The organism is Pseudonocardia sediminis, from assembly GCF_004217185.1.
GTDB classification, from domain to species: Bacteria; Actinomycetota; Actinomycetes; order Mycobacteriales; family Pseudonocardiaceae; genus Pseudonocardia; species Pseudonocardia sediminis.
Map to the genome: position 1 here is coordinate 2,722,532 of NZ_SHKL01000001.1, position 19,822 is coordinate 2,742,353.

Here is a 19,822-nt window from a genome sequence, read left to right on the forward strand (position 1 = left end):
CCGTGCAGGTCATCGAGTCACCGCAGTCGTCGCACGTGCGGATCGCCGGTCGCGAGGTGCTGAACTTCGCCACGAACGACTACCTGGGGCTGGCCGACGACCCCGGGGTGATCGAGGCCGCGAAGCGGGCGCTCGACCGTCGGGGCTTCGGGATGGCGAGCGTCCGGTTCGTCGCCGGGACCCAGGACCTGCACGTCGAGCTGGAGTCGGCGCTCTCGGACCTGCTGGGCACCGAGGGGACCGTGCTGTTCTCCTCGTGCTTCGACGCGAACGGCGGCCTGTTCGAGGCGCTGCTCGACGAGCGGGACGTCGTGATCAGCGACGAGCTGAACCACGCGTCGATCATCGACGGCATCCGCCTGTGCCGTGCCGGGCGCCGCCGTTACCGCCACCGCGACACCGACGATCTGGGCGAGCAGCTCGCGCTGACCCGCGGGGCTCGCCGCCGGGTCGTCGTCACCGACGGCGTCTTCTCGATGGACGGCTCCTACGCCCCGCTGGCGCAGATATGTCGTCTCGCGGCGGTCCACGACGCCCTCGTGGTGGTGGACGACTCGCACGCGGTCGGCGTCGTCGGGGCGACCGGCGCAGGCACCCCCGAGCTGCTCGGGGTGGCCGATCAGGTCGACGTGGTGACCGGGACGCTGGGCAAGGCCCTCGGCGGCGCCGCCGGCGGCTACGTGAGCGGGCGTCGTCACGTCGTCGACGTCGTCCGTCGGCGGGCGCGGCCCTACCTGTTCTCCAACGCCCTGCCGCCGCCGATCGTCGCGGGCGCCGCCACGGCGCTGCGCATCTCGGTGACCGACGTCGAGCGACGTGCGCGGGTGCAGCGCAACGCGGCCGATCTCCGGGCGATGCTCGCCGACGAGGGCTTCGACCTGCTCGGTACGGACCATCCCATCGTCCCGGTGATGATCGGCGACGTCGACGAGGCCGAGCGGATGGCGTCCTCGCTGCGGGAGCGCGGGATCCACGTCGTCGCCTTCGGGTACCCGGTGGTTCCGCACGGTTCCGCACGCCTGCGCATCCAGGTCTCCGCGGCGCACACACCGGACGACCTCCGGCGCTGCACCGCGGCGCTCGTCGCGGCCCGGGCCGACCGGGAGCGGTCGTGACCGGGCCGTGGCACGGCACCGCGCCGGCGTGGTCCGGCTGGCCCGGTGACCGGAAGCTCGCCGTGATGATCACTGTGATGGTCGAGCTCTGGTCGCCCGGCGGGTGGCCTCCGTACGCGCCCATGGCGGCCGCCTGGCCCCTGCCCGGCGCACCGGACCACCACAGCATCTCGTGGTCGCGCTACGGGATCGACGACGGAGCGTGGCGGCTGGCCCGGATCCTGAACTCGAGGTGCATACCGGCGACGTTCGGGGTGAGCGGGCTGGTCGGCGAGGAGCGCCCCGACCTCGTCCGCGCCCTGCACCGCGACGGGCACGAGATCGCCGCGCACTCCTGGACCCAGGACGTCGTCCCCGCGCTGCTCGACGCGGAGGCCGAGGAGGCGAACCTGACGCGGTGCCTGGACGGCATCGGGTCGCTCACCGGCCACCGTCCGGTGGGATGGATGAGCCCCCGCGCGGGGTTCTCCGACCGCACCGCCGACCTGCTGGCCCGGCACGCGATGACCTGGTGGGGCGACCACAACGACCGGGACCTGCCCTCGGTGCTCGCGACGGACCACGGTCCGCTCGTGAGGATCATGCACAGCGACGTCACCGACGTGCGCAGCACCGGAGGCCCGGCCGCCTACCACCGGGACCACCGCGACCTGCTGGCCGTTCTGCTGGCCGAGCCGGGGCCCGGCGTGCTCAACGTGACCGTGCACGCACATGTCGGAGGACGGCCGCTCCCCGCGGCGATGTTCGACCGCGTCCTGACCGAGATCCAGAAGGCCGGGGACTCGGTGTGGATCGCCACCCATCAGCAGGTCGCCGAGCATGTCCTGGCCGACCCGGCAGCCGACGGGAACGGAGGATCAGCCCGATCATGACCACCACACTGGTGATCGGCGGCACCGGCGCCATGGGCACCCGGGTCGTCGAACGACTGTTCCGTGCCGGACGGGGTGATGTCGTCGTCCTCACCCGAGACCCCCGGTCCGCGCAGGCGCTCGAGCTGGCCCGCCGGGGCGGCGACCGGCTCCGGCTTGCCGCCGGCGACCTGACCTGCGACGACGACGTCCGCCGCGCGCTCCGCGGCGTCGACCGCGTCTTCTGCAACACCGACTTCTTCTCCAGCCGCAGCGTCCTGACCGAGTACGAGCAGGGACTGTCCGTCCTGCGAGCGGCCTGCGACGCCGGGGTGGACCGGTTCGTCTACTCGTCGCTGGACAACGCCGTCGCACTGACCGGCGGTGCCATCGAGGTCCCACACTTCGACTCCAAGGCCGCGGTCGCCGCCTGGATCGGCCTGCAGCGTTCGGAGGAGATGATGCGACACGAACACGACGGCTGGTACCGCGAGCACGTCTCGATCATCACCACGTCGCCCTACTTCGAGAACCTCACGCTCCGGCTCGCGCCCCGCTTCGGCGACCTCCCCGACGGGCGGCAGGGGTACCTGTTCTCCCTCCCCCTGGGCCGGGGCCGCTACCCGTTGATCGCCCTCGACGACATCGCCTGGTTCGCCGACTTCATGTTCGAGCACTGGCAGAGCTGGGGTGCCCGGGACCTGGCCGTCGCCGGGGACAACCCGACCGGTGACGAGATCGCCGCGACCTTCGAGGCGGTCACCACGGTCCCCGCCGCCTACGCGCCACTGCCGACCGCTGTCGTGGAGTCCGTCCCGGACGTCGGGCACGACTACGCCGCCCTCGCCCGGTTCATGCAGCACCGCGACATCGTCGCTCGCGACCGCGACATGGAGGCCCTGCGCGGCATCCACCCCGATCTGATGAACCTCGAAGACTGGCTGCGCGCCACCGGCTGGGACGGGACCGAGCGCCGGGCCCAGAGGTTCCCGATCCGGATCGGACCCCGAGACGCCCCCTGAGAACCCGTGCCAGGTCCGCCCGTGCGCCCCGGCGGGGGAAGGTCGTCCCCGACCTGAGCCGCACCGGGTAGTCGCTCGGCCCCTGCGTCGATCAGGTGTCCATGAGGTCGGGTGCGAAGACCTCGTCGATGGTGAAGCGGTGGGCGGACAGGCCCTGTTCGTGCTGGTAGCGCAGGAACGTCTCGAGTGCCGCCCGGTTCGCGGTGATGCCGTAGGGCCACCAGTCCTCGCCCATGAGCGCGATGTCGTCCTCGGCCAGCCGGCTCGCCCACGGCAGCATGGTGTGGACCTGGTAGAGCCGTCGTCCCGCGCCGAGGTAGTGCTCACGTGCGGCGTTCTTGGCGTCGAGGAAACCCTGGTAGGCCGCGCGGGCGAGGTTGGGGTGCGCGGCCAGGGCGTCGGCGCGCACGACGACGGCGTGCATCATCGGGAACAGCCCGGTGCGCCGGTACCAGTCCTGCTCGACCGGGACGTAGTCCTCGAAGAGCCGCCGTACGCCGGGCCCGCCGTAGCTCGCGGGCACGTTCGCGCTGAACAGCGCGTCGATCTCGCCGGTGGCCAGCAGGTCACCGAGGGCCCGCTCGGTCTCGACGGCGATCTCGACGCCCTCGGGCCGGCGCTGCGGTACGAAGTCGAACGGCGCCATCGGGATGTCCAGCCCTCCGAGCACCCAACGGTTGCGCCGCGGGTCGAACCCGTACTCGTCGGCAAGGATCCCTTTGGCCCACACCCCGGAGTCCTGCGAGTACATCCCGAACTCACCGATCGTGCGTCCGACGAGGTCGGCCGGGGTCTCGATGCCGGAGCCGGCATGGACGTAGACGCAGGAGTGCCGGAACACCCGGTTGGGGAACGCGGGGATCGCGACGAACGCCCCCGGTTCCTCCTCCAGCACCCGCAGGAGGAACCCGAGCCCGAGTTCGGCGACCTCGAACTCCCGGTCGCGGAGCATGCGGGCGAAGACGTCTGGGACGACGGGCCCGGTCCGCATCTCGATGTCGTGGCCCGGGAAGGTCGCCGCGCCCTCGAACAGGGCGGCGGTGGTGTCGTAACGCATGGAGCCGACGGTGATCATGGCTCCACGATGCGCCGCCGGGTCCCTCGGGGTCCAAGACCATGTTGCGCTGGGATTCAGCGCGAACGATGCTCAATGCCGTGGAGCTGCGACAACTCACCTACTTCGAGGCCGTCGTGCGGTGCGGTGGGTTCACCCGGGCCGCCGGCGACCTGCGGGTGGCGCAGACGGCGATCTCCGCGCAGGTCCGGCGGCTGGAGTCGGAGCTGGGGGTCACGCTGCTGGCGCGCACCACCCGGCGGGTGAGGCTCACCGAGGCGGGGGAGCTGTTCCTCGATCGGGCCCGGCGGGTGCTGGCCGAGCTGGCGGCCGCGCGCGACGAGGCGGCGCAGGTGGCCGACGTCGTGCGCGGCTCGGTCGCGGTCGGGACCACCGGGGTGCTCGGCGGCCTCGACCTGCCCGCGGTGCTGGCCGGCTTCGCCGCCCGGCACCCGGGCGTCACGCTCTCGTTGCGCACCGGGCTCGTGGACGCCCTCGCCGGCGACCTGGCCGCCGGTGAGCTGGACCTCGTGCTCGGCCCGGTCCATCCCGGTCCGCCGTCGGGAGTCCTCGTCACACCCCTGTCCGACGACCGGCTGGTGCTCGTCACGCCACCGGGCCGGGCCGGCGGCGACCTCACGGCGTTCGCCGGCGAGCCGTTCGTGTGCCTGCCGGTGGGCAGCGGGCTCCGCGAGCTTCTCGACGGCCTCGCCGCCCGGCTCGGGGTGGACCTGCCGGTCCGGTTCGAGGCGTCGGCGCCGGACGGGGTGCGCGACCTCGTCGCCGCCGGGCTCGGGGTCGCGGTGATGGCCGCCTCCGTCGTCGAGCGGCCGGGACCCGCCGTCGGGGTGCACGAGGTGGTGCCGCCGACCTCGCATCCGCCGTTCGGCGTGCTGCACCGCTCGTCGATGTCCCCGGCGGCGCGGGCGCTGCACACCTGGATGATCCGGTCGGCGGGGCCGCCGCCGGGCCGGGAACACCGGCCGGGAACCACCGGTCCGCGCCGGTGATCGGCCCCCTCACCGGCGGGCCGCGTGTCCGGCACGGTCGGGGGCCACTCACACGGCCGGTGTCGACGGACCGACGCGTGTGCGGCGCGCGCCGAGGTCGTCGGCGGTCGAGCGGAGGCGGGCGAAGGCCTCGGTGGTGAGCGGCTCGGGCAGGCCGTAGGGCAGGCGGAGGTGACGTTCGAAGGCTCCGCCGAGGCCGAACCGTGGCCCGGCGGCGAGGCGCAGGCCGTGGTCGGGGGCGGCGGCCGCGAGCGCGGAGCTGATCGGTGCGTCGAGCCCGACCCAGAGCGACAGCCCGCCCGGTCCCGGCGACACCGTCCACGACGGGAACCGGTCGCCGAGAAGCTGCAGCAGGTGCGCGCGCCGTCCGCGCAGCTCGTCGCGCCGGTGCGGGAGATGGCTGTCGAGCTGTTCGAGCAGGACGGTCGAGACGAGCTGGTCGATCACCGACGTGCCCAGGTCGCCGGTCGCCCGGGCCCGGGTGAGCCGCTGGATCGTCGGGGTGGCGGCACGGATCCAGCCGACGCGCAGGCCACCCCAGACGACCTTGGACAGGGAGCCGATCGTGATCGCCTCCGGGAGGAATGCCGCGACGGGTGCCGGCGGGTCGATGTCGAGGGCGAGCTCGGCGAGCGTCTCGTCGACGATCACCGGGCAGCCGAGGCGGAGTGCCTCGCGGGCCGCGGTGTCCATGCAGTACCCGGTGGGGTTGTGGAAGTCGGGCACGAGGTAGGCGAGTGCGCAGCCACGGCTCGCATCGGCGAGTGCCGGCAGGTCCCAGCCGCCGTCCCGGAGGGCGACGGGCGAGATCCGCACCGCGGCCCGGGACAGGGCCGCCAGCGCCTGCGGGTAGGTCGGATGGTCGACCAGGACCCGGTCACGGGGCGCGGCCAGCGTCCGTACGAGGAGCGACAGGGCGTGCTGGGCGCCCGAGGTGACCATGATCTGACCGGGAGTGGTCGGCACGCCGCGCGCGGTGAACCGGTCCGCCACCGCGGCGCGCAGCTCCGGGATGCCCACCAGGTCGTAACCCACGCGGGGGAGGTGACGGGCGAGCATGGTCATCGCCCGGCCGAGGGCGTCGGCGAGGAACGGCCCGGGCGCGGGGGACGAGGCGACCGAGAGGTCGATCGTGTCGCTCCCGGTGTCGGCGTGCTCCGCGTCAGTCGGTCCCCGGGGCAGGCGCACCGCGCTCCTGCTCCGCTCACGTGAGGAGAGGTACCCCTCCTCACGCAGTGCCGCATACGCCGCTCCGACCGTCGTCCGGCTCACGCCGACGGCCGCGGCCAGGTCGCGTTCTCCCGGTAGACGGACGCTCAGCGGCAGCCGGCCGTCTTGGACCAGCAGGCGTAGCCGGTTCGCCAGCGCACGATGCGCAGGCTCCGGCACGTCACGCCAGTCGCCGAGCTGAGCGGCGAGCGACGCCGCTCCGATCTGCACCGGTCCAGGATCGTCGATCTGGCTATGGGAAGCAATGCCAGAGATCGGTCAGGGTGGGTCCATGTCGCTACCGCGTTTCGCTCTCGAGGACTGGGTGGCCGCGCACAAGAAGTCGTGCCGCTACTCGATGGGAAGCTCCGACGTGGAGCCGGTGACGATCGGGGAGCTCTTCGACGGGGCCGATGCACAGACCCGGCGGCTGTGGTCGGAGACGACCCTGTCCTACGGGGACTCGCGCGGGTCGGCGCTGCTGCGCGAGCACGTCGCCGCGCTCTACGACACGCTCGGCGCCGATGACGTGCACACCTTCAACGGCGCGACCGAGGCCGTCTTCGCGCTGATCAACGTCCTGGTCGAGCCGGGTTCCGAGGTCGTGGTCGTCGGGCCGACCTACCAGCTGCTGACCGACCTGCCGGCCGCGGCGGGTGCCACGGTGCGTCGCGTGGATCTGCGCGCCGAGGACGGCTGGACCCTCGACATGGACGCCCTCGCCGCGGCCGTGACCGACCGCACCGCCGTGGTCGTGATCAACTTTCCGAACAACCCGACCGGCGCCACCCTTACGCCGGCCCGGTTCGACGACGTCGTGGAGTTGACCCGCCGCGCCGACGCCCGGCTGGTCAGCGACGAGGTCTACCGCGGTCTCGACCCGGCCGGGGTCCCGCTGCCCGCGGCCGCGGACCGGGGCCCGCACTGCATCAGCATCGGGTCGGTGTCGAAGGTCTACGGCCTGCCCGGTGCCCGGATCGGCTGGGTCGCGAGTTCCGACCGCGATCTTCTCGACCGGCTCCGGACCTACCGCTACTGGACCTCGCTCGGCAACAACGCGGCCGGGGAGGTGTTCGCCGTCTGCGGGCTGCGACGATCCCGGGCGCTGCTGGGGCGCGCCAGGAACCTCGTCACCGCCAACGCCGCGCGCCTCGCCGAGTTCGTCGCCGCGCGCTCCGAGCACCTCGCCCACACACCGGCACGCGCCGGGACCGTCGCCATGGTCGAGCTCCGACACCACGGCGCGACGGCGCTGGCCACGCGGATGGCGCGCGAGCACTCCGTGTGGGCGGTCCCCAGCGGCGTCCTGCACCTCCCGGACACCCACCTCCGGGTGGGCCTGGGCCGCGCAACGCTCGATCGGACCCTCGAGGCACTCGACGAGTGCCTGTCCGAGCCGTGACGCGCCGTCCCGGCTTCCGTACGGCGTCTCGAGCGGGACGCCGGGTCCCGTCTCCGTCCTGAGGGGGAGAAGGGCCGCGGAACGTCCTCCCTGTCACGGAGGTGGAGCTGCGGTGATCGTTCCTAGTCTCGTTCGAGCCGGTCGCAGACGGTGACCGGGCGAGGAGAGGGGACGACGATGACGACACCACCGGAGGGAAACGGGCTGCTGCCCGGGGTCTCGCGCCCGGGGCGGCCCGATCTGGGATGGCCCGAGCTGGCCGCGACGGCCGTGCTCGTGGTCCTGTTCTCGGTGACGGCCGGCATCGGCTGGGTCGCCGGGGTGGCGGAGCTGGCGGAGCCCTCCCGGAGCGCCGGGCTCCCGGTGACCGTCGACGTGCGCGGCAACCCGGCGGACCCGCCCGGTGACGCCGACCTGTTCGCCCAGCGCGTCCTGGTCGAGGCACTGACCAACGTCGTCCGCCACGCCGGACCCACCCCCACGCGGGTCGGGGTCGGTCACGACCCGGACACGGTGGTCGTGACCGTGCAGGACGCCGGACCGGTGCCGGGCCACCGCCCGCCGACCACGGGATCGGGAATGGGCCTGGTCGGGATGCGGGAGCGGGCCGCTCTGCTCGGGGGCTCGGTCCAGGCCGGCCCGCACGGAGCGGGCTGGCGGGTCCGGGCCGTCCTGCACCGTCCGGCACCCGACTGAGGCCGACGCGTACCGGACCGGGCACCGGTGGTGACCGGAGGGGCACGATGTGTGTCGTGACCGACGAGCACCCCGGCATCGATCTGAGCAGACCCAACGCGGCGCGCATCTACGACTACATGCTCGGCGGCTCGCACAACTTCGCGGTGGACCGCGCCGCCGGGGAGGCGATGCTGGCCCGGTTCCCCGACGCCGCGCTGGCCGGGCACGCCAACCGGGCGTTCCTCGGACGCGCCGTCGAACTCTGTTGTGAGCTCGGGATCTCCCAGTTCCTCGATCTCGGCTCGGGGATCCCGACCGCCGGCAACGTCCACGACATCGCCCGGCGTCATCTGCCCGACGCCCGCGTGGCCTACGTCGACATCGAGCCCGTCGCGGTGGCGCACAGCCGCGCCGTGCTGGCCGATCAGGTCGGGGTCACGATCACTCGGGCCGACCTGCGCGATCCCGACCAGGTCCTCAGCGCCGACGGGGTCCGCGGGCTCCTGGACTTCGAGGCCCCGGTGGCCGTGCTCGCGGTGGCGGCACTGCACTACGTGGCCCCCGACGACGACCTGCCCGCGGTCGTCGGCCGGTACCGGGAGGTGATGGCCCCCGGCAGCGCGCTGGTGATCTCGCACGGCAGCGACGACGTCGCCGACCCCGCCGCGGCCGCCCACATGCGTGAGCTCGCCGAGGTCATGGCCACCAGCGCCACCCCGGCCTACCTGCGCAGCCGCGCCCGGCTCCACGAGGCGCTGGCCGGGTTCGACCTCGTCGACCCCGGCCTGGTCGACATCCGCCGCTGGCGCACCCACTCCGAGCTCCCGGACACCGCCGTCTACGGCGCGGTGGGACTCGTATCGGCCCGCCGTCGACGGTGACGCCGTGCCGGATCGCTCTGCTGACCGACCGGTTCCGGGCCGCGCTCGCGTTCCGTATGCCCGCGGCCGAGCCGGGTGCTCAGTCCTTGACGGCCACCAGCACGACGTAGAACAGCTCGGTGCCGGCCATGCTGAGGCGGTGGCGGAAGTGGCGGCGGATCAGTACGCGGGTGGCGGTCCGCCGGGCCAGCATCGTCTCGACGTCGGCGAGGTCACTGCGTCCGTCGACGTCGGAGACCGTCAGCGCGAGGTGGGAGCCGGACGGGAAGGCGTCCCAGAGTTCCCCGAGCGCGTCGACCGGGACGTGGCCCTGCCCGACGGCACCGGCGGCGACCAGGGTGTTCAGCCCTTCGTCGGTGATGAGGTCCCGTACCCGGCCGGAGTCGAGCCGCTGCCCGACCAGGTAGTGACGGTAGAGCTGTGGGCGGTCGCGGTGGGCGGCGTCGCGTGCCTCCGGGATGCCGTCGGCGCCCACGACGACGGTCACGCCGCGAGCGGTCAGCTCCTCGCCGACGACACCGTTGCCGGCGCCGAGGTCGAAGGCGCGCAGGTCGGTGACCTGTTCCCCGGCCGCTTCGGCCAGCGCCGAGGCGACGGTGGCGGGGGAGGAGCACTCCAGACGACGTTGCACCACCTCCTCGTAGAGCCCGGGCACCGCGTAGACGGTGGCGTAGTCGTGCAGTGCGATCCGCTCGGTGCCGCCGCCGGCGCCGGGACGGTGCAGGAGGAACTCCTCCTGGCTCTGGCTCCGGTCCGGGGTCGTGTCGAGCTCCACGGTCCAGGCGTTCGGCGTCGCTGTCATGGGTCCAGTGTGCACGGCACCGGCCCCGGGAACCCGGACCCGACGAGGAGCCCCGGGCGGCGCCGGACCGGGCGGCGGTCTCGTCGTCTCCGGCCCGGTCAGGGGCCGGGGATGCGGAACGCCTCGACGGCGCACCCGGCGCCGAGGCGGGAGCCCTCGTCCGCGGCGATCCTCCGCAGTGTTGCGGCGACCTCGCCGTCGCCGCCGAACTGGAAGCCGACCTGGGTGGCGTAACAGCGCGCCGCCCGGGTCTTGCCGGGCAGGGTCGCCACCACGTCGACGCCGCGGTCCGGGCCGTCGGGCACCGCCCACCACGGGCGCCCGTCGTTCCGGGCCACGTACGGGACGTCGCGCCACCACCAGGCCGCGGGGGCGAGGGCGCGCACCGCCTCGGTGACCACCCGGTGGTCGGCGTGGTCCCCGATCGCCTGCGGGGCGAGCACGAGGTCCGCCGCCGCGAGGTGGGGCGCCAGCAGTGGTGGCAGCGCCCGGGCCGCGTCGTCGTCGGGTCGGACGCCGTCGAAGAGTGCGGCCGCGGAGTCGTAGCCGCGGTGCGGTGCCTCGGCGAGGGGCAGGTGCACCGGCCGGGCGCCGAGCACGGCGCACGCCGCGCGGTCCTCGTCGCGGCGCAGGGCCATGTAGTCGACGTCGGGTCCGAGCCCCTTGTCCAGCTGGGTGGACAGGGCGAAGCCCCGGGGGTCGGGGACCGAGGCGGTGAAGCACGTCAGCACGAGTACCCGCCACCCGGACGCGGCCAGCGCGGCGAGGGTGGCCCCGGCGGAGAACACGGCGTCGTCGAGGTGCGGGCTGACCGCGACCGCGGTCGCGACCCGCCCGTGCGGGCCCGCCGGCAGGGAGGTGACACCGGCGGCGGTCACCGGGGGCGTCACAGCAGGTGCGGCGCGGCGCGGAACCGGCATTCCGGGTCCATCGCCGGCTGCTCGATCGCGGCCACGCCCGCGCCGCGGGCGATCACCTCGTCGTACACCCCGGTGATCCGCGCGGCGACCACGGGCCAGGACCAGCGCCGGCGCACCTCGTCCAGCGCGCACTCGGCCAGGCGCCGCCGCCGGGGTGCGTCGTCGATGAGCCGGGCCAGCGCGGTCGCCAGCGCCGCGGGCTCACCCGCCGGCACGAGGACCCCGTTCTCGTCGTCGCGCACGCAGTCCCGCACGCCGACGACGTCGGTGGAGACGACCGGGAGCCCGGAGGCCATCGCCTCCAGGACGGTGTTGGAGAAGCCCTCGGCGTAGGTGGGGCTGACGAAGATCTCCCCGCGCCGGTAGACCTCCTCGGCCCGCTCGTAGGGCACCGCGCCGAGGACCTCGACGTGCTCGCCGAGACCGAGCTCGGCGATCCGTTCCGCGACGCGCCGGGTGTCGGGTCCGATGCCGGACACCAGCAGCCGCACCCGCCGGTGCTCGAGCAGCGAGGAGACGGCGTCGAGCAGGTCGAGCACGCCTTTCCGGGCGTCGATCCGGCCGTGGTAGAGCAGGACGGCGGGGTCGGAGACGGCGCCGGGCGGGCCCGCGGGGAAGAACCGGTCGGCGTCGGTGGCCCCGGGGATCACGGCGAACCGGGCCCGGTCGACGTCGTGGCGGTCGGCGACCTCGGCGGCGAAGGAGTCCGACCCGATCAGCAGCGCCGGCGCACCCTGCATCACCGCGCGGTTGAGTGCGCGGTGGGTGGTGCAGCAGGTGCCGACCCAGTGCCCGTCACCGCCCTGCACCGAGACCACCGCGGGGAGTCCGGTGGTGTGCGCGGCGCGCAGCACGGCCAGCCCGTTGGGGTAGGAGTACTGCGCGTGCAGCACGTCGAACGGCGTCGCCGCGTGCAGGTCGAGCACGGCGTCGGTCATGGCCCGGACGTCGGCCTCGAAGTCGGCCGGGTGGCCGTGGGCGACGGCCTGCTCGCCGAGGGACTCCAGGGCCACCACCGGCACACCGTCGGGGATCCGGTCGGCGGGCGGGGGCCCGCCGCCGTAGACGGCGCGCCCGGCCTCGTCGCCGCGGTACTGCGAGACCAGCGTGGGCTCGTGCCCGGCGGCGACGAGATGGCGCAGCAGGTTCTCGGCGTAGGCGCTCATGCCCGAGACGGCGGGCCAGTAGCGGCGGGAGACGAAGCAGATCCTCACGCGGGCACCTCGGTGCGGTCGGGCTCGTAGGCCTGCAGGGTCTGCAGGGCGGCGGGGACGAGGGCGTCGGCGCGGTGGGCGTCGCGGGGCAGCTCCAGCGACACCAGCCCGCGGTGGCCGACCTCGTGCAGGGCCCGCACGACCGAGGCCAGGTCCATGTCGCCCTCGCCGGGTGCGCGGTGCTCGTGGCGGCCGTAGGGCATGTCCTCGACCGCGACCGCGCCGAGCGACCCGGCGAAGGCCTGCACGGCCTGCGCCGGCGTGTAGCGGCCCGAGACCAGGCAGTGTCCGGTGTCGAGGGCCAGGGTCAGCCCGGGAACCGCGGCGGCGAGGCGGGCCCAGTCGTCCGGGTCGTCGACGGCCATGCCGGGTTCGGGCTCGAACGCGCACGTCACACCGCGGTCCGAGGCATGGGCCACGACGTCGCCGACGCCGTCGAGGAGACGGCGCCAGGACAGGGCCGGGTCGGTGCCCGGGTCCGGCACGCCGGCCCAGAACGACACGGCCTCGGCGCCCAGGTCGGCGGCCACGTCGATGCAGGTGCGCAGGAACGCCACCCGCGTGGCGCGTCCGTCGGCGGAGGCGCTGACCAGCGTGGGCTGGTGCTTGCGGCGGGGGTCGAGCAGGAACCGGGCACCGGTCTCGACGACGCAGCCCAGCCCGAGCCGGTCGAGCCGGGTGGCCAGCGCCGCGGTGCGCGCGGCCAGGTCGGGTGCGAACGGGTCGTGGTGGGCGACGTCGAGGGTCAGCGCCACGCCGTCGTAGCCGGAGTCCGCGAGCAGGGTCAGTGCGTCGTCGAGGCGGTGGCACACGAGCCCGTTGGTGTTGTAGGCCCAGCGCAGGCTCACGGGGTGCCCCCGCTCCGGGCGAGTACGTGCCGGGCCGGTTCGCGGTAGAGCGGGTAGAGGGGGCCGACGGTCGCCGCCACGGCGTCGAGGTCGAGCCAGGCGTCGTCGCCGAGCCGGTCGCGTCCGTCTCCGGTCAGCACGACGGCCTTCGCGCCGTCGTGCGGAGGCGGGCCGAGGCCGGCCAGCGCGGAGCCGCGCTCGAGGAGACCGGCGACGCCGCGGGCGCCGATCCGGCCGTAGGACATGGTCTCGGCCTCCAGACCGGGCACGATCACCTTGACCGCGGCGGCGGGCCCCGGCGGCGGGGCCACGACCAGCACGTCGAAGCCGGACAGGACGACGAGCAGGTGCTCGAGCAGGGCGGCCGGGTCGTCGAGCGAGCCGGGCGGCACGGTCGGCAGGGACGAGAACGCCACGGTGGTGTGCCGCGCCCACACGACCGGTTCGAGCAGGGCGCCCATCGCGGTGGTGTCGAGGCCCGACCACGCGCGCATCGCCTCGAGCGCGCGGGTCTCCTGCGCCGGTACCGGGCGGCTGAGCCGGCGTTGCCAGTAGTCCTCGGGTGCCAGCGCCCACAGCTGCGCCAGCGGGCGGTGCATGAACACCTTGCGGGCCCGCGCGGCGGCGTACTCCAGCACCGCCTTGCGCAGGGCGACCTCCCGGTCGGGGTGGACGGCCTCGCCGCAGGCGCTCATCGCCAGCGGGTCGGTGTCGGGATCGGTGTCGACGCCGACCACGTGCAGGGCCGTCATCCCGAACGCGGTAGTGGCGAGCTTGGGCAGCACCTCGACACCGGCGTCGGCGAGGCGGCGCAGCACGTCGCGGGTGACCGGGTCGCGGACGTCGTCGAGCTCGATCACGGTCCCGGCGTCGAGGGCGCGGAAGCGGGTGCCGTTGCCGTCGCGTTGCAGCAGCTCGAGCAGGGCGTGGGAGACGGCGCGCTCGGGTGTGTCGCCCGCCCCGTTGCCGTTCGTGATCGGGGTGATCAGCGCCGGGGTCATCGGGCCGGGCGGCAGGTCGCCGCCCCCGGAGACACAGAACTCGGCGGGCAGCCACACGTCCTCACCGGTGCGCCAGCGCCGGGCGGCCGACCAGTCCCGCGGGGCGTCGTCGTCGACCGTGGTGCCGGCGGGCAGGACCAGTGCGCGGGGGTCGACGACGCCGGAGCCCCCGGTCCCGCGGCGCAGCTCGGTGTAGGACGCCCGGCACGTTCGCGTCGCCGCCCCGCGGGTCAGCACCACCTCGGCCAGCTCACCGAGCGCGCCGACCTGTGCCTGCTCGTCGACGTGCCCGTAGCCGATACCGGCGTCGTCGTGGCCGTCGGCGGTGCCGGACAGGTCCGCCGACACGGTCGGGACACCGGCCCGGTCCGCGCCGGTGATCGCGAACATCGTGAGGCGACCGTCGGGCAGCGCGGCACGGAGCAGGCCGGCCGCGGTCCCCAGCGCCGTGGTTTCGGGTGCGGCGCTCACGACAGCTCCTCCAGCGGGACCGGTCCGGCGACCGGACGGCCGGCAAGCTGGCGGTCGAACAGTGCGATGACCTGCTTGGACGACACCGGTGCGGCGAACTCGAACGGTGTGGCGACGGCGTCGAAGTCCAGCTGCTCGACCAGGGCGCGCGAGGCGCGGATCTCGTCGTGGGAGAGCGGGATCTGGGCGTGGTAGGCCTTGTGGCACGACAGCCCGGCCGGTCGGCCGTCGTCGGTCAGGTCGACCTTGAGCAGGTCCCCGACGAACAGGATCCCGCGCCGGGAGTCGTGCAGCACGCAGTGCCCGGGGAAGTGCCCGCCGGAGCGGTGCATCGTCAGCCCGGGCGCGAGCTCGTGGCGGTCGTCGGTCGGCCAGGTCACCCGGAACGCCTTGGTCCAGCCCAGGTCGTGGACGTTGACGGCGAGGACCTCCGGGTCGAGCTCGTCCTGCAGCTGCCACAGCGCGCCGTAGCCGTGCACGTGGCTCGACCCGAGTGCGACGAGCCCGCCGCGTTCGCGCAGCCGGGCGATCGACTCCGGCGGGTAGTACCCGGCGGCCTCCCACCCGACCGGCCCGTCGTCGGTCTCGATCACCCAGCCGGTGGTGCCCAGGCCGAGCTGCGGTTCGCACCAGTAGCCGCTCACGCCGTCGGCGACCTCGGCCCACCGTCCGGTCCGGCCCCGCGCGACGTCGGTGTCGAGGGTGAAGTCCCAGCCGTCGTCGGGCAGCGCGTTGCGCACGTCGGTGCACACCGGGCAGGCGGGGGGAGGGGCGAACCAGCGTTGCCAGTGTCCGCAGGAGCCACAGGAGTACGGGCGCAGGGTCATCGGTCGGCGCTCCTCGTCATCGCGTCGTCGAGCAGTCGGTGCAGCCGCAGGTCGCGGTCGAGGGGGAAGGGCCACGGGGCGGTCCCGGCGACGGCCGCGGTGTAGGCGGCGAGCTGGGCGGTGAAGGGGTCGGTGGCGGTGTCGAAGTCGATGCCCGACCGGGCGCCGGTGCGGGCGTCGATCCGGGTCAGCGTGCCGCCGGCGGTCTGGCCCATCGTGTCCTCGGCGACGAGCTGGGCGGCCGTGCCGACGACGTGCAGGCTGCGCCGTGGCAGGGCGTCGCCGGTGTTGAAGCTGACGTGCCCGCTGAACAGGACGCTGCGGCCGGTCCGCCCGACGAGCACGCTCCCGTCGTCGACGGGGTAGGGGTGGACCCGGTGCTGGCGCATGATCTCGAGTGCGACGAGGTCGTCGTCGAGCAGGACACCGACCAGGTCGACACCGTGCGGGGCCAGGTCCGCCGAGGCCCCGCCCCCGGCCCGGACGGGGTCCGCCCGCCAGTTGACCTCGCCCGGCGCGGCTCCCGGCGGGCTCCATTCCGGAGGCAGCCAGCAGCCGTAGACGATCCGCACCGCGGTCACGGTGCCCAGCCCGCCCTCGGCGACGATCTCGGCGATCCGCCGGTGCGCGGGGTGGAAGCGCTGGTCGAAGGCGGTCCCGGCGAGCCGTCCCCGGCACGCGGTCACCACCGCCCGGGCGTCGGTGTGCGAGGTGGCCATCGGCTTCTCGCACAGCACCGCCACGCCGTGCGCGGCGACCGCGGTGACCGTGGCGGCGTGGTCGTCGTGCGGGGTCGCGACGTAGACGGCGTCGACGTCGCCCGGTGCCAGCAGCCCGTCGACGTCGGTGGCGACCCGCGCCGGCCCGGCGAGTGCCGCCGCCCTGCCCCGGTCGCGGTCGCACACCGCGGCCAGGGACGCCCCGGGCAGCGAGCGCAGGGCCGGGACGGCGTGCTCGCGGGTGACCCAGCCGCAGCCGACCACCCCCCACCGGACCCGCGCCGTCACCAGGTCTCCGGGATGTCGACGAGCATCCGCCGGCGCACGGGGTCCTCGTAGGCCGTCCACAGCGCCGGGAGGTAGGCCGCGGCGCGCTCGCCGTACTCGGCGGCCCACGCGTCGCCGGGCCAGTGCCGCAGCGGCCCGGTGTAGAGCGGGTTGGGCCGCAGCCGGGCGTGCGGCGGCGGATAGAGCAGCCGGGTCTCGCCGGGCGCGCCGGCGGGGTCGTCGACCAGCCCGACGGCCTCGGTGCCGGCCAGCTCCGCCGGCTCGGCGACCCGCGGCAGGCGACCGTCGAGCGCCGCGGCGGTGAGCTCCTCCTCGGTGTAGGCCCGCGACCCGGGCAGCAGATCCGCCCACTGCGGCCCGGGCAGCGGACGCCCCGAGCGCCCGGCCGGGTGCAGCGCGTTGTGGCCGTGGCCGACGACCACCGCGCCCTGCCCGCCGGCGTGCCGGCGTGCCGCGGTGAGGACCGCGGCCTTGTGCTCGAGGAAGTAGAGGGCGTCGTGGCAGCAGACGTAGCGCGGCCCGCCGGCCGGGTCCGGCCACGCGGCCTGGGCGTCGGCGCAGACCAGCCTCACCCGGCGCGGCACCAGGTGGCGCCGGGCCAGCCACAGCTTGGCGAACACCACGTCGACCCCGAGCAGGTCGTCGTGGCCGTGCTGGGCCAGGTGGCGCAGCAGGTGCCCCGCACCGCACGCGATGTCGACGACCGGGCGCCCGGCCGGCGGGTGGGCGGCGGTCAGGGCGAGCGTGGCCAGCCACGTCGGGTCGCTCCAGCGGTGCAGGAAGTAGGTGCCGACCCGGCCGAGCCCCAGCAGGTCGACGGCCTCGCGCAGGGTGCGCGTGTGCCGGACCCGCCGCAGCCGCGCGTTCGACGGCGCCCGCTGGTCCCACCATTCGTCGGCGTCGGCGAACAGCAGGGCCGCGGCCCCGTCGACGTCGCCGCGGTCCAGCTCGGCGACCGCGCGTTCGCGGAGGTCGTCGTCGCCGGCGCGCAGCCACGCCACGTCGTCGACGACCGGCCAGCGCCGTGTCCCGTCGGTGAGGGTGTGGGGCGTGTCCGGGCGCAGCGTCGCTCCGTCCGCGCCGCACCACGGCCCGGTCACGACCCGGGCCCCGAGCCGGCCGGACCGGCCCGCGGCCGCCGGCGCGGGGCGCCGAGACCCGCGGCGGCCAGCACCGCGTCGTGGTAGGCGGCGACCGGGCCGTCGTGGACGATGTCGAGGTCCTCGAGCGCCGCCGCGGCGGTGAAGGCGGCGCCGCGGGCGTGGTGGTGCACCTGCAGGACCCGGTCCAGCACGTCGGCCGCGTGGAACGCCGCGCCCACCGCGGTACCGGTACCGCGGGCGTGGGCCAGCGCCTGCCGCACCCGGGTGCCCGGGCCCGGCATCAGCTCGGCGATCCGGCGTTCGGTGAGCCGGTGCACGAGCGGGGCGAGGTGCCCGCCCAGGGCCAGCTCGCCGGCGAACCCGGCGTCGGGCAGGTCGGCGTTGTGCAGGTGATGGGCCAGGCCGAGCAGGAACACCGTGCCCACGTCCTCGGGGCCCGACCCGCCGTCGAGGGCCAGGAGCGCTCCGTAGACCGCCACCGCCCAGCAGTGCTCGGCGTGGTTCTCCGGCGGCTCGACGATCAGGCGGCGATGCCCCGGAGCGGTCGCCCCGGCCCGGGGCTGGCGCGCGAGTGCGGTGACGAACCCCGGCGTGCCCAGGGGAGCCACACCCGCGTGCCCGACCTGCGCGTGCCCGAGCAGGTCGGGCACGGCCGCACGCAGGGCGCGCAGCGTCGCGGGCGCGCCGTCACCGACGACGTCGCCCACGGCCGTGTCCAGGATCGAACGCACCTCGGCGTCGGCGCAGCCGGCGTCGAGCAGCGCCCAGGCGTCCACACCGGACAGCCGGGTGGCCGCTGCCGCCGCCGCGCACTCGGTCACCGCGACCCGCGCCGGGTCGGCTCCCGCGGCGATCGAGCACCACGCGCGGACGAACGCCCGCTCGGCGACCGAGCCCGCCGCGGCCGCGACCCGGATGCGCTTGAGGTCGCCCATCTCGTCGAGCAGGGCGAGGCGTTCGGCCAGCCGGGCCGGCAGGGACGGGTCGCCGATGGTGACCGCCCCCGCGTCGGCCCGGGTGCTCACCGGCCGTCCAGCCAGTCGTTGAGCGTCTGCTCCTGGCGCGCGAAGCCGTGCTCGGGGGGCCGGGAGTCGCGGGTGACCGGGGACTTGAAGAAGTAGCCGAGCTGTTCCTGGGCGCCGGACTCGCCGCGGCGGTGGGCCTCGACGACCATGCGCACGAGCTCGAGCACCAGCGGCGCGGCGAGCACGGAGTCACGGCAGAGGAAGTCGAGCTTGAGCTGCATCCGCCCGCCGAGGAACCCGGTCAGGTCGATGTTGTCCCAGGACTCCTTGGCGTCCCCGCGGGGCCGGTAGTAGTCGATGCGCACGATGTGGTCGTCGACGGCGTAGCCGAGCATCGAGTCCAGCACCGAGCCCTTGGTGTTGACCTTGCTGGCCATCGAGTCCGGGTCGTTGAGGATCTCGCCGTCGCGGTTGCCGAGCAGGTTGGTGGAGTACCAGCCGTCGACGTGCAGGCCGCGGCTGCGCAGGGCCGGCGCCAGTACCGTCTTGAGCATCGTCTGGCCGGTCTTGCCGTCGCGGCCGGCGATCGGCACGCCGTGCTGCTCGGCCAGGTGCTGCAGAGCCGGGGACTCGGCCCCGGCGCCCGGGGTGAAGTTGACGTAGGGGCAGGTCTCGGAGATGGCGGCGTAGGCGTAGAGCACGCCCGGGGTGACCGCCGGGTCGTCGGCGTCGATCGCCCGCTCCAGCGCCGCGGCGTCGGCGAGGAAGGTCGTGTCCGGCGGGACCGCCTCGGTGGAGGCCAGGTTGAGCACCACCACCGTGTCCAGCTCCTGCTCGGTGCGGAAGCGTTGCAGGTCGTCGCGGATGCGGGCGATCCGCTCACGCAGCGAGGAGATCTCCACGACGTTCGCGCCGCCGGCGTTGCGGCACCACCGGGGGTCGGCGACCGCCGGCCAGGGGGTGAGGGTCTCGAGATGTCCGGCGACCAGGTCGAGCTGGGCGGGTTCGAGGACCTGGTGGACCTGCGCGGCCTTGGCGAGGTCGGCCGGGTCGAGGTCCCAGCCCCCGAACCGCAGGCTCTCGTACGGGGTGAGCTCGGTGCGGTCGGCGAAGGGCAGACCGGCGGAGCCGACGGCGCCGAGGCGCAGCAGCTCGACGCCGGCGACCATGGTCGAGGCCACCGCACCGCCCAGCCCGACGACGGCGACACCGACCCGGTGTCCGGTCGCGTCGGGTGCGGATGTCTCCTGTGCCGCGGAGGTGCTCTCCGCGGGGTCGGTGATGTTCGGGTCAACGGTCACGGCTGTCTCCTGCATGAGTCGTCCTGGGCCGCCCGGCGCCGTCGTGTCGACGGGCCGGGCGGATGGGTACGCCGGGACACCCGCGCCCCCGGTGTGGGGCGGGCAGCGATGTCACACGGTCGAGGTGCGAGAGCCGGCGCT

General features: G+C 74.8%; 19 protein-coding genes. 7 read left to right on the forward strand and 12 right to left on the reverse strand.

Annotated features, from left to right (window positions below):
• The first annotated feature begins 2 nt into the window (after positions 1-2).
• Genes EV383_RS12735 through EV383_RS12745 form a run of 3 tightly spaced genes read left to right on the forward strand, consistent with a single transcriptional unit; the run spans position 3 to position 2,988 of the window.
• Positions 3-1,115 (forward strand): glycine C-acetyltransferase, encoded by a 1,113-nt coding sequence (locus EV383_RS12735; protein ID WP_242623057.1) that lies wholly within the window; start codon positions 3-5, stop codon positions 1,113-1,115.
• Positions 1,112-1,987 carry a polysaccharide deacetylase family protein gene (locus tag EV383_RS12740; RefSeq protein WP_242623058.1) on the forward strand — a complete coding sequence of 292 codons (876 nt, stop codon included), beginning with the start codon at positions 1,112-1,114 and terminating at the stop codon, positions 1,985-1,987. The genes EV383_RS12735 and EV383_RS12740 overlap by 4 nt, the downstream gene beginning before the upstream one ends.
• A complete protein-coding gene (locus EV383_RS12745) occupies positions 1,984-2,988 on the forward strand; it encodes an NmrA family NAD(P)-binding protein (protein ID WP_130290111.1) in 1,005 nt (334 codons plus the stop codon). Before EV383_RS12740 ends, EV383_RS12745 begins: the two co-directional genes overlap by 4 nt.
• A 91-nt stretch (positions 2,989-3,079) precedes the next feature.
• Here the strand turns inward: EV383_RS12745 and EV383_RS12750 are convergent, their stop codons facing one another.
• Positions 3,080-4,045: a type 2 periplasmic-binding domain-containing protein gene (locus tag EV383_RS12750; RefSeq protein ID WP_242623059.1), complete on the reverse strand. Its 966-nt coding sequence runs from the start codon at positions 4,043-4,045 to the stop codon at positions 3,080-3,082.
• Positions 4,046-4,143: 98 nt separating this feature from the next.
• On the opposite strand from EV383_RS12750, the gene EV383_RS12755 reads away from it, so the two are divergent.
• Positions 4,144-5,052 carry a LysR family transcriptional regulator gene (locus EV383_RS12755; protein WP_130290113.1) on the forward strand — a complete coding sequence of 303 codons (909 nt, stop codon included), beginning with the start codon at positions 4,144-4,146 and terminating at the stop codon, positions 5,050-5,052.
• Between the two features lie 48 nt (positions 5,053-5,100).
• On the opposite strand, the gene yczR is transcribed toward EV383_RS12755, so the two are convergent.
• On the reverse strand, positions 5,101-6,492 hold the full coding sequence (yczR, locus tag EV383_RS12760) for a MocR-like transcription factor YczR (protein WP_130290114.1): 1,392 nt from the start codon (positions 6,490-6,492) through the stop codon (positions 5,101-5,103).
• A gap of 61 nt (positions 6,493-6,553) precedes the next feature.
• Here yczR and EV383_RS12765 point away from each other — a divergent pair, with 61 nt between their 5' ends.
• The 3 genes from EV383_RS12765 (at position 6,554) to EV383_RS12775 (ending at position 9,222) form a co-directional block, all read left to right on the forward strand.
• Positions 6,554-7,663: an aminotransferase class I/II-fold pyridoxal phosphate-dependent enzyme gene (locus EV383_RS12765; protein ID WP_165438330.1), complete on the forward strand. Its 1,110-nt coding sequence runs from the start codon at positions 6,554-6,556 to the stop codon at positions 7,661-7,663.
• Between the two features lie 177 nt (positions 7,664-7,840).
• A complete protein-coding gene (locus EV383_RS12770) occupies positions 7,841-8,359 on the forward strand; it encodes a sensor histidine kinase (protein ID WP_130290116.1) in 519 nt (172 codons plus the stop codon).
• 56 nt (positions 8,360-8,415) lie between these two features.
• A complete protein-coding gene (locus EV383_RS12775; protein ID WP_207223505.1) occupies positions 8,416-9,222 on the forward strand; it encodes an SAM-dependent methyltransferase in 807 nt (268 codons plus the stop codon).
• A 79-nt stretch (positions 9,223-9,301) separates the two neighbouring features.
• Here the strand turns inward: EV383_RS12775 and EV383_RS12780 are convergent, their stop codons facing one another.
• The 10 genes from EV383_RS12780 to EV383_RS12825 all read right to left on the reverse strand — a co-directional run bounded on the left by EV383_RS12780 (position 9,302) and on the right by EV383_RS12825 (position 19,681).
• Complete coding sequence (locus tag EV383_RS12780; RefSeq protein ID WP_130290118.1) at positions 9,302-10,024, reverse strand: class I SAM-dependent methyltransferase; 723 nt, start codon at positions 10,022-10,024, stop codon at positions 9,302-9,304.
• 98 nt (positions 10,025-10,122) lie between these two features.
• The gene (locus EV383_RS12785) at positions 10,123-10,944 is read right to left on the reverse strand and encodes a PIG-L deacetylase family protein (protein WP_130290119.1); all 822 of its coding nucleotides are present in this window, start codon (positions 10,942-10,944) and stop codon (positions 10,123-10,125) included.
• The gene (locus tag EV383_RS12790) at positions 10,911-12,158 is read right to left on the reverse strand and encodes a glycosyltransferase family 4 protein (RefSeq protein WP_130290120.1); all 1,248 of its coding nucleotides are present in this window, start codon (positions 12,156-12,158) and stop codon (positions 10,911-10,913) included. The genes EV383_RS12785 and EV383_RS12790 overlap by 34 nt, the downstream gene beginning before the upstream one ends.
• A complete protein-coding gene (locus EV383_RS12795) occupies positions 12,155-13,006 on the reverse strand; it encodes a sugar phosphate isomerase/epimerase family protein (RefSeq protein ID WP_130290121.1) in 852 nt (283 codons plus the stop codon). Before EV383_RS12795 ends, EV383_RS12790 begins: the two co-directional genes overlap by 4 nt.
• A complete protein-coding gene (locus EV383_RS12800; RefSeq protein WP_130290122.1) occupies positions 13,003-14,478 on the reverse strand; it encodes a YcaO-like family protein in 1,476 nt (491 codons plus the stop codon). The genes EV383_RS12795 and EV383_RS12800 overlap by 4 nt, the downstream gene beginning before the upstream one ends.
• Positions 14,475-15,305: an MBL fold metallo-hydrolase gene (locus EV383_RS12805; RefSeq protein ID WP_130290123.1), complete on the reverse strand. Its 831-nt coding sequence runs from the start codon at positions 15,303-15,305 to the stop codon at positions 14,475-14,477. The genes EV383_RS12800 and EV383_RS12805 overlap by 4 nt, the downstream gene beginning before the upstream one ends.
• Positions 15,302-16,312: a Gfo/Idh/MocA family protein gene (locus EV383_RS12810; RefSeq protein WP_130290124.1), complete on the reverse strand. Its 1,011-nt coding sequence runs from the start codon at positions 16,310-16,312 to the stop codon at positions 15,302-15,304. The genes EV383_RS12805 and EV383_RS12810 overlap by 4 nt, the downstream gene beginning before the upstream one ends.
• Positions 16,309-17,412, reverse strand: a complete 1,104-nt coding sequence (locus tag EV383_RS12815; protein ID WP_207223507.1) for a class I SAM-dependent methyltransferase — start codon at positions 17,410-17,412, stop codon at positions 16,309-16,311. Before EV383_RS12815 ends, EV383_RS12810 begins: the two co-directional genes overlap by 4 nt.
• Positions 17,409-18,440, reverse strand: coding sequence for a hypothetical protein (locus EV383_RS12820; RefSeq protein ID WP_242623060.1), 1,032 nt, complete (start codon positions 18,438-18,440; stop codon positions 17,409-17,411). Before EV383_RS12820 ends, EV383_RS12815 begins: the two co-directional genes overlap by 4 nt.
• Positions 18,437-19,681, reverse strand: a complete 1,245-nt coding sequence (locus EV383_RS12825) for an inositol-3-phosphate synthase (RefSeq protein ID WP_242623061.1) — start codon at positions 19,679-19,681, stop codon at positions 18,437-18,439. The genes EV383_RS12820 and EV383_RS12825 overlap by 4 nt, the downstream gene beginning before the upstream one ends.
• Positions 19,682-19,822 lie beyond the last annotated feature (141 nt).

What these genes read in the sequence shown, in the direction of transcription:
- EV383_RS12750 (WP_242623059.1), bottom strand. Translation starts at nt 4,045, where the DNA reads ATGCGTTACGACACCACCGCCGCCCTGTTCGAGGGCGCGGCGACCTTC.
- EV383_RS12765 (WP_165438330.1), top strand. Translation starts at nt 6,554, where the DNA reads ATGTCGCTACCGCGTTTCGCTCTCGAGGACTGGGTGGCCGCGCACAAG.
- EV383_RS12745 (WP_130290111.1), top strand. Translation starts at nt 1,984, where the DNA reads ATGACCACCACACTGGTGATCGGCGGCACCGGCGCCATGGGCACCCGG.
- EV383_RS12780 (WP_130290118.1), bottom strand. Translation starts at nt 10,024, where the DNA reads ATGACAGCGACGCCGAACGCCTGGACCGTGGAGCTCGACACGACCCCG.
- EV383_RS12770 (WP_130290116.1), top strand. Translation starts at nt 7,841, where the DNA reads ATGACGACACCACCGGAGGGAAACGGGCTGCTGCCCGGGGTCTCGCGC.
- EV383_RS12785 (WP_130290119.1), bottom strand. Translation starts at nt 10,944, where the DNA reads ATGCCGGTTCCGCGCCGCGCCGCACCTGCTGTGACGCCCCCGGTGACC.
- EV383_RS12805 (WP_130290123.1), bottom strand. Translation starts at nt 15,305, where the DNA reads ATGACCCTGCGCCCGTACTCCTGTGGCTCCTGCGGACACTGGCAACGC.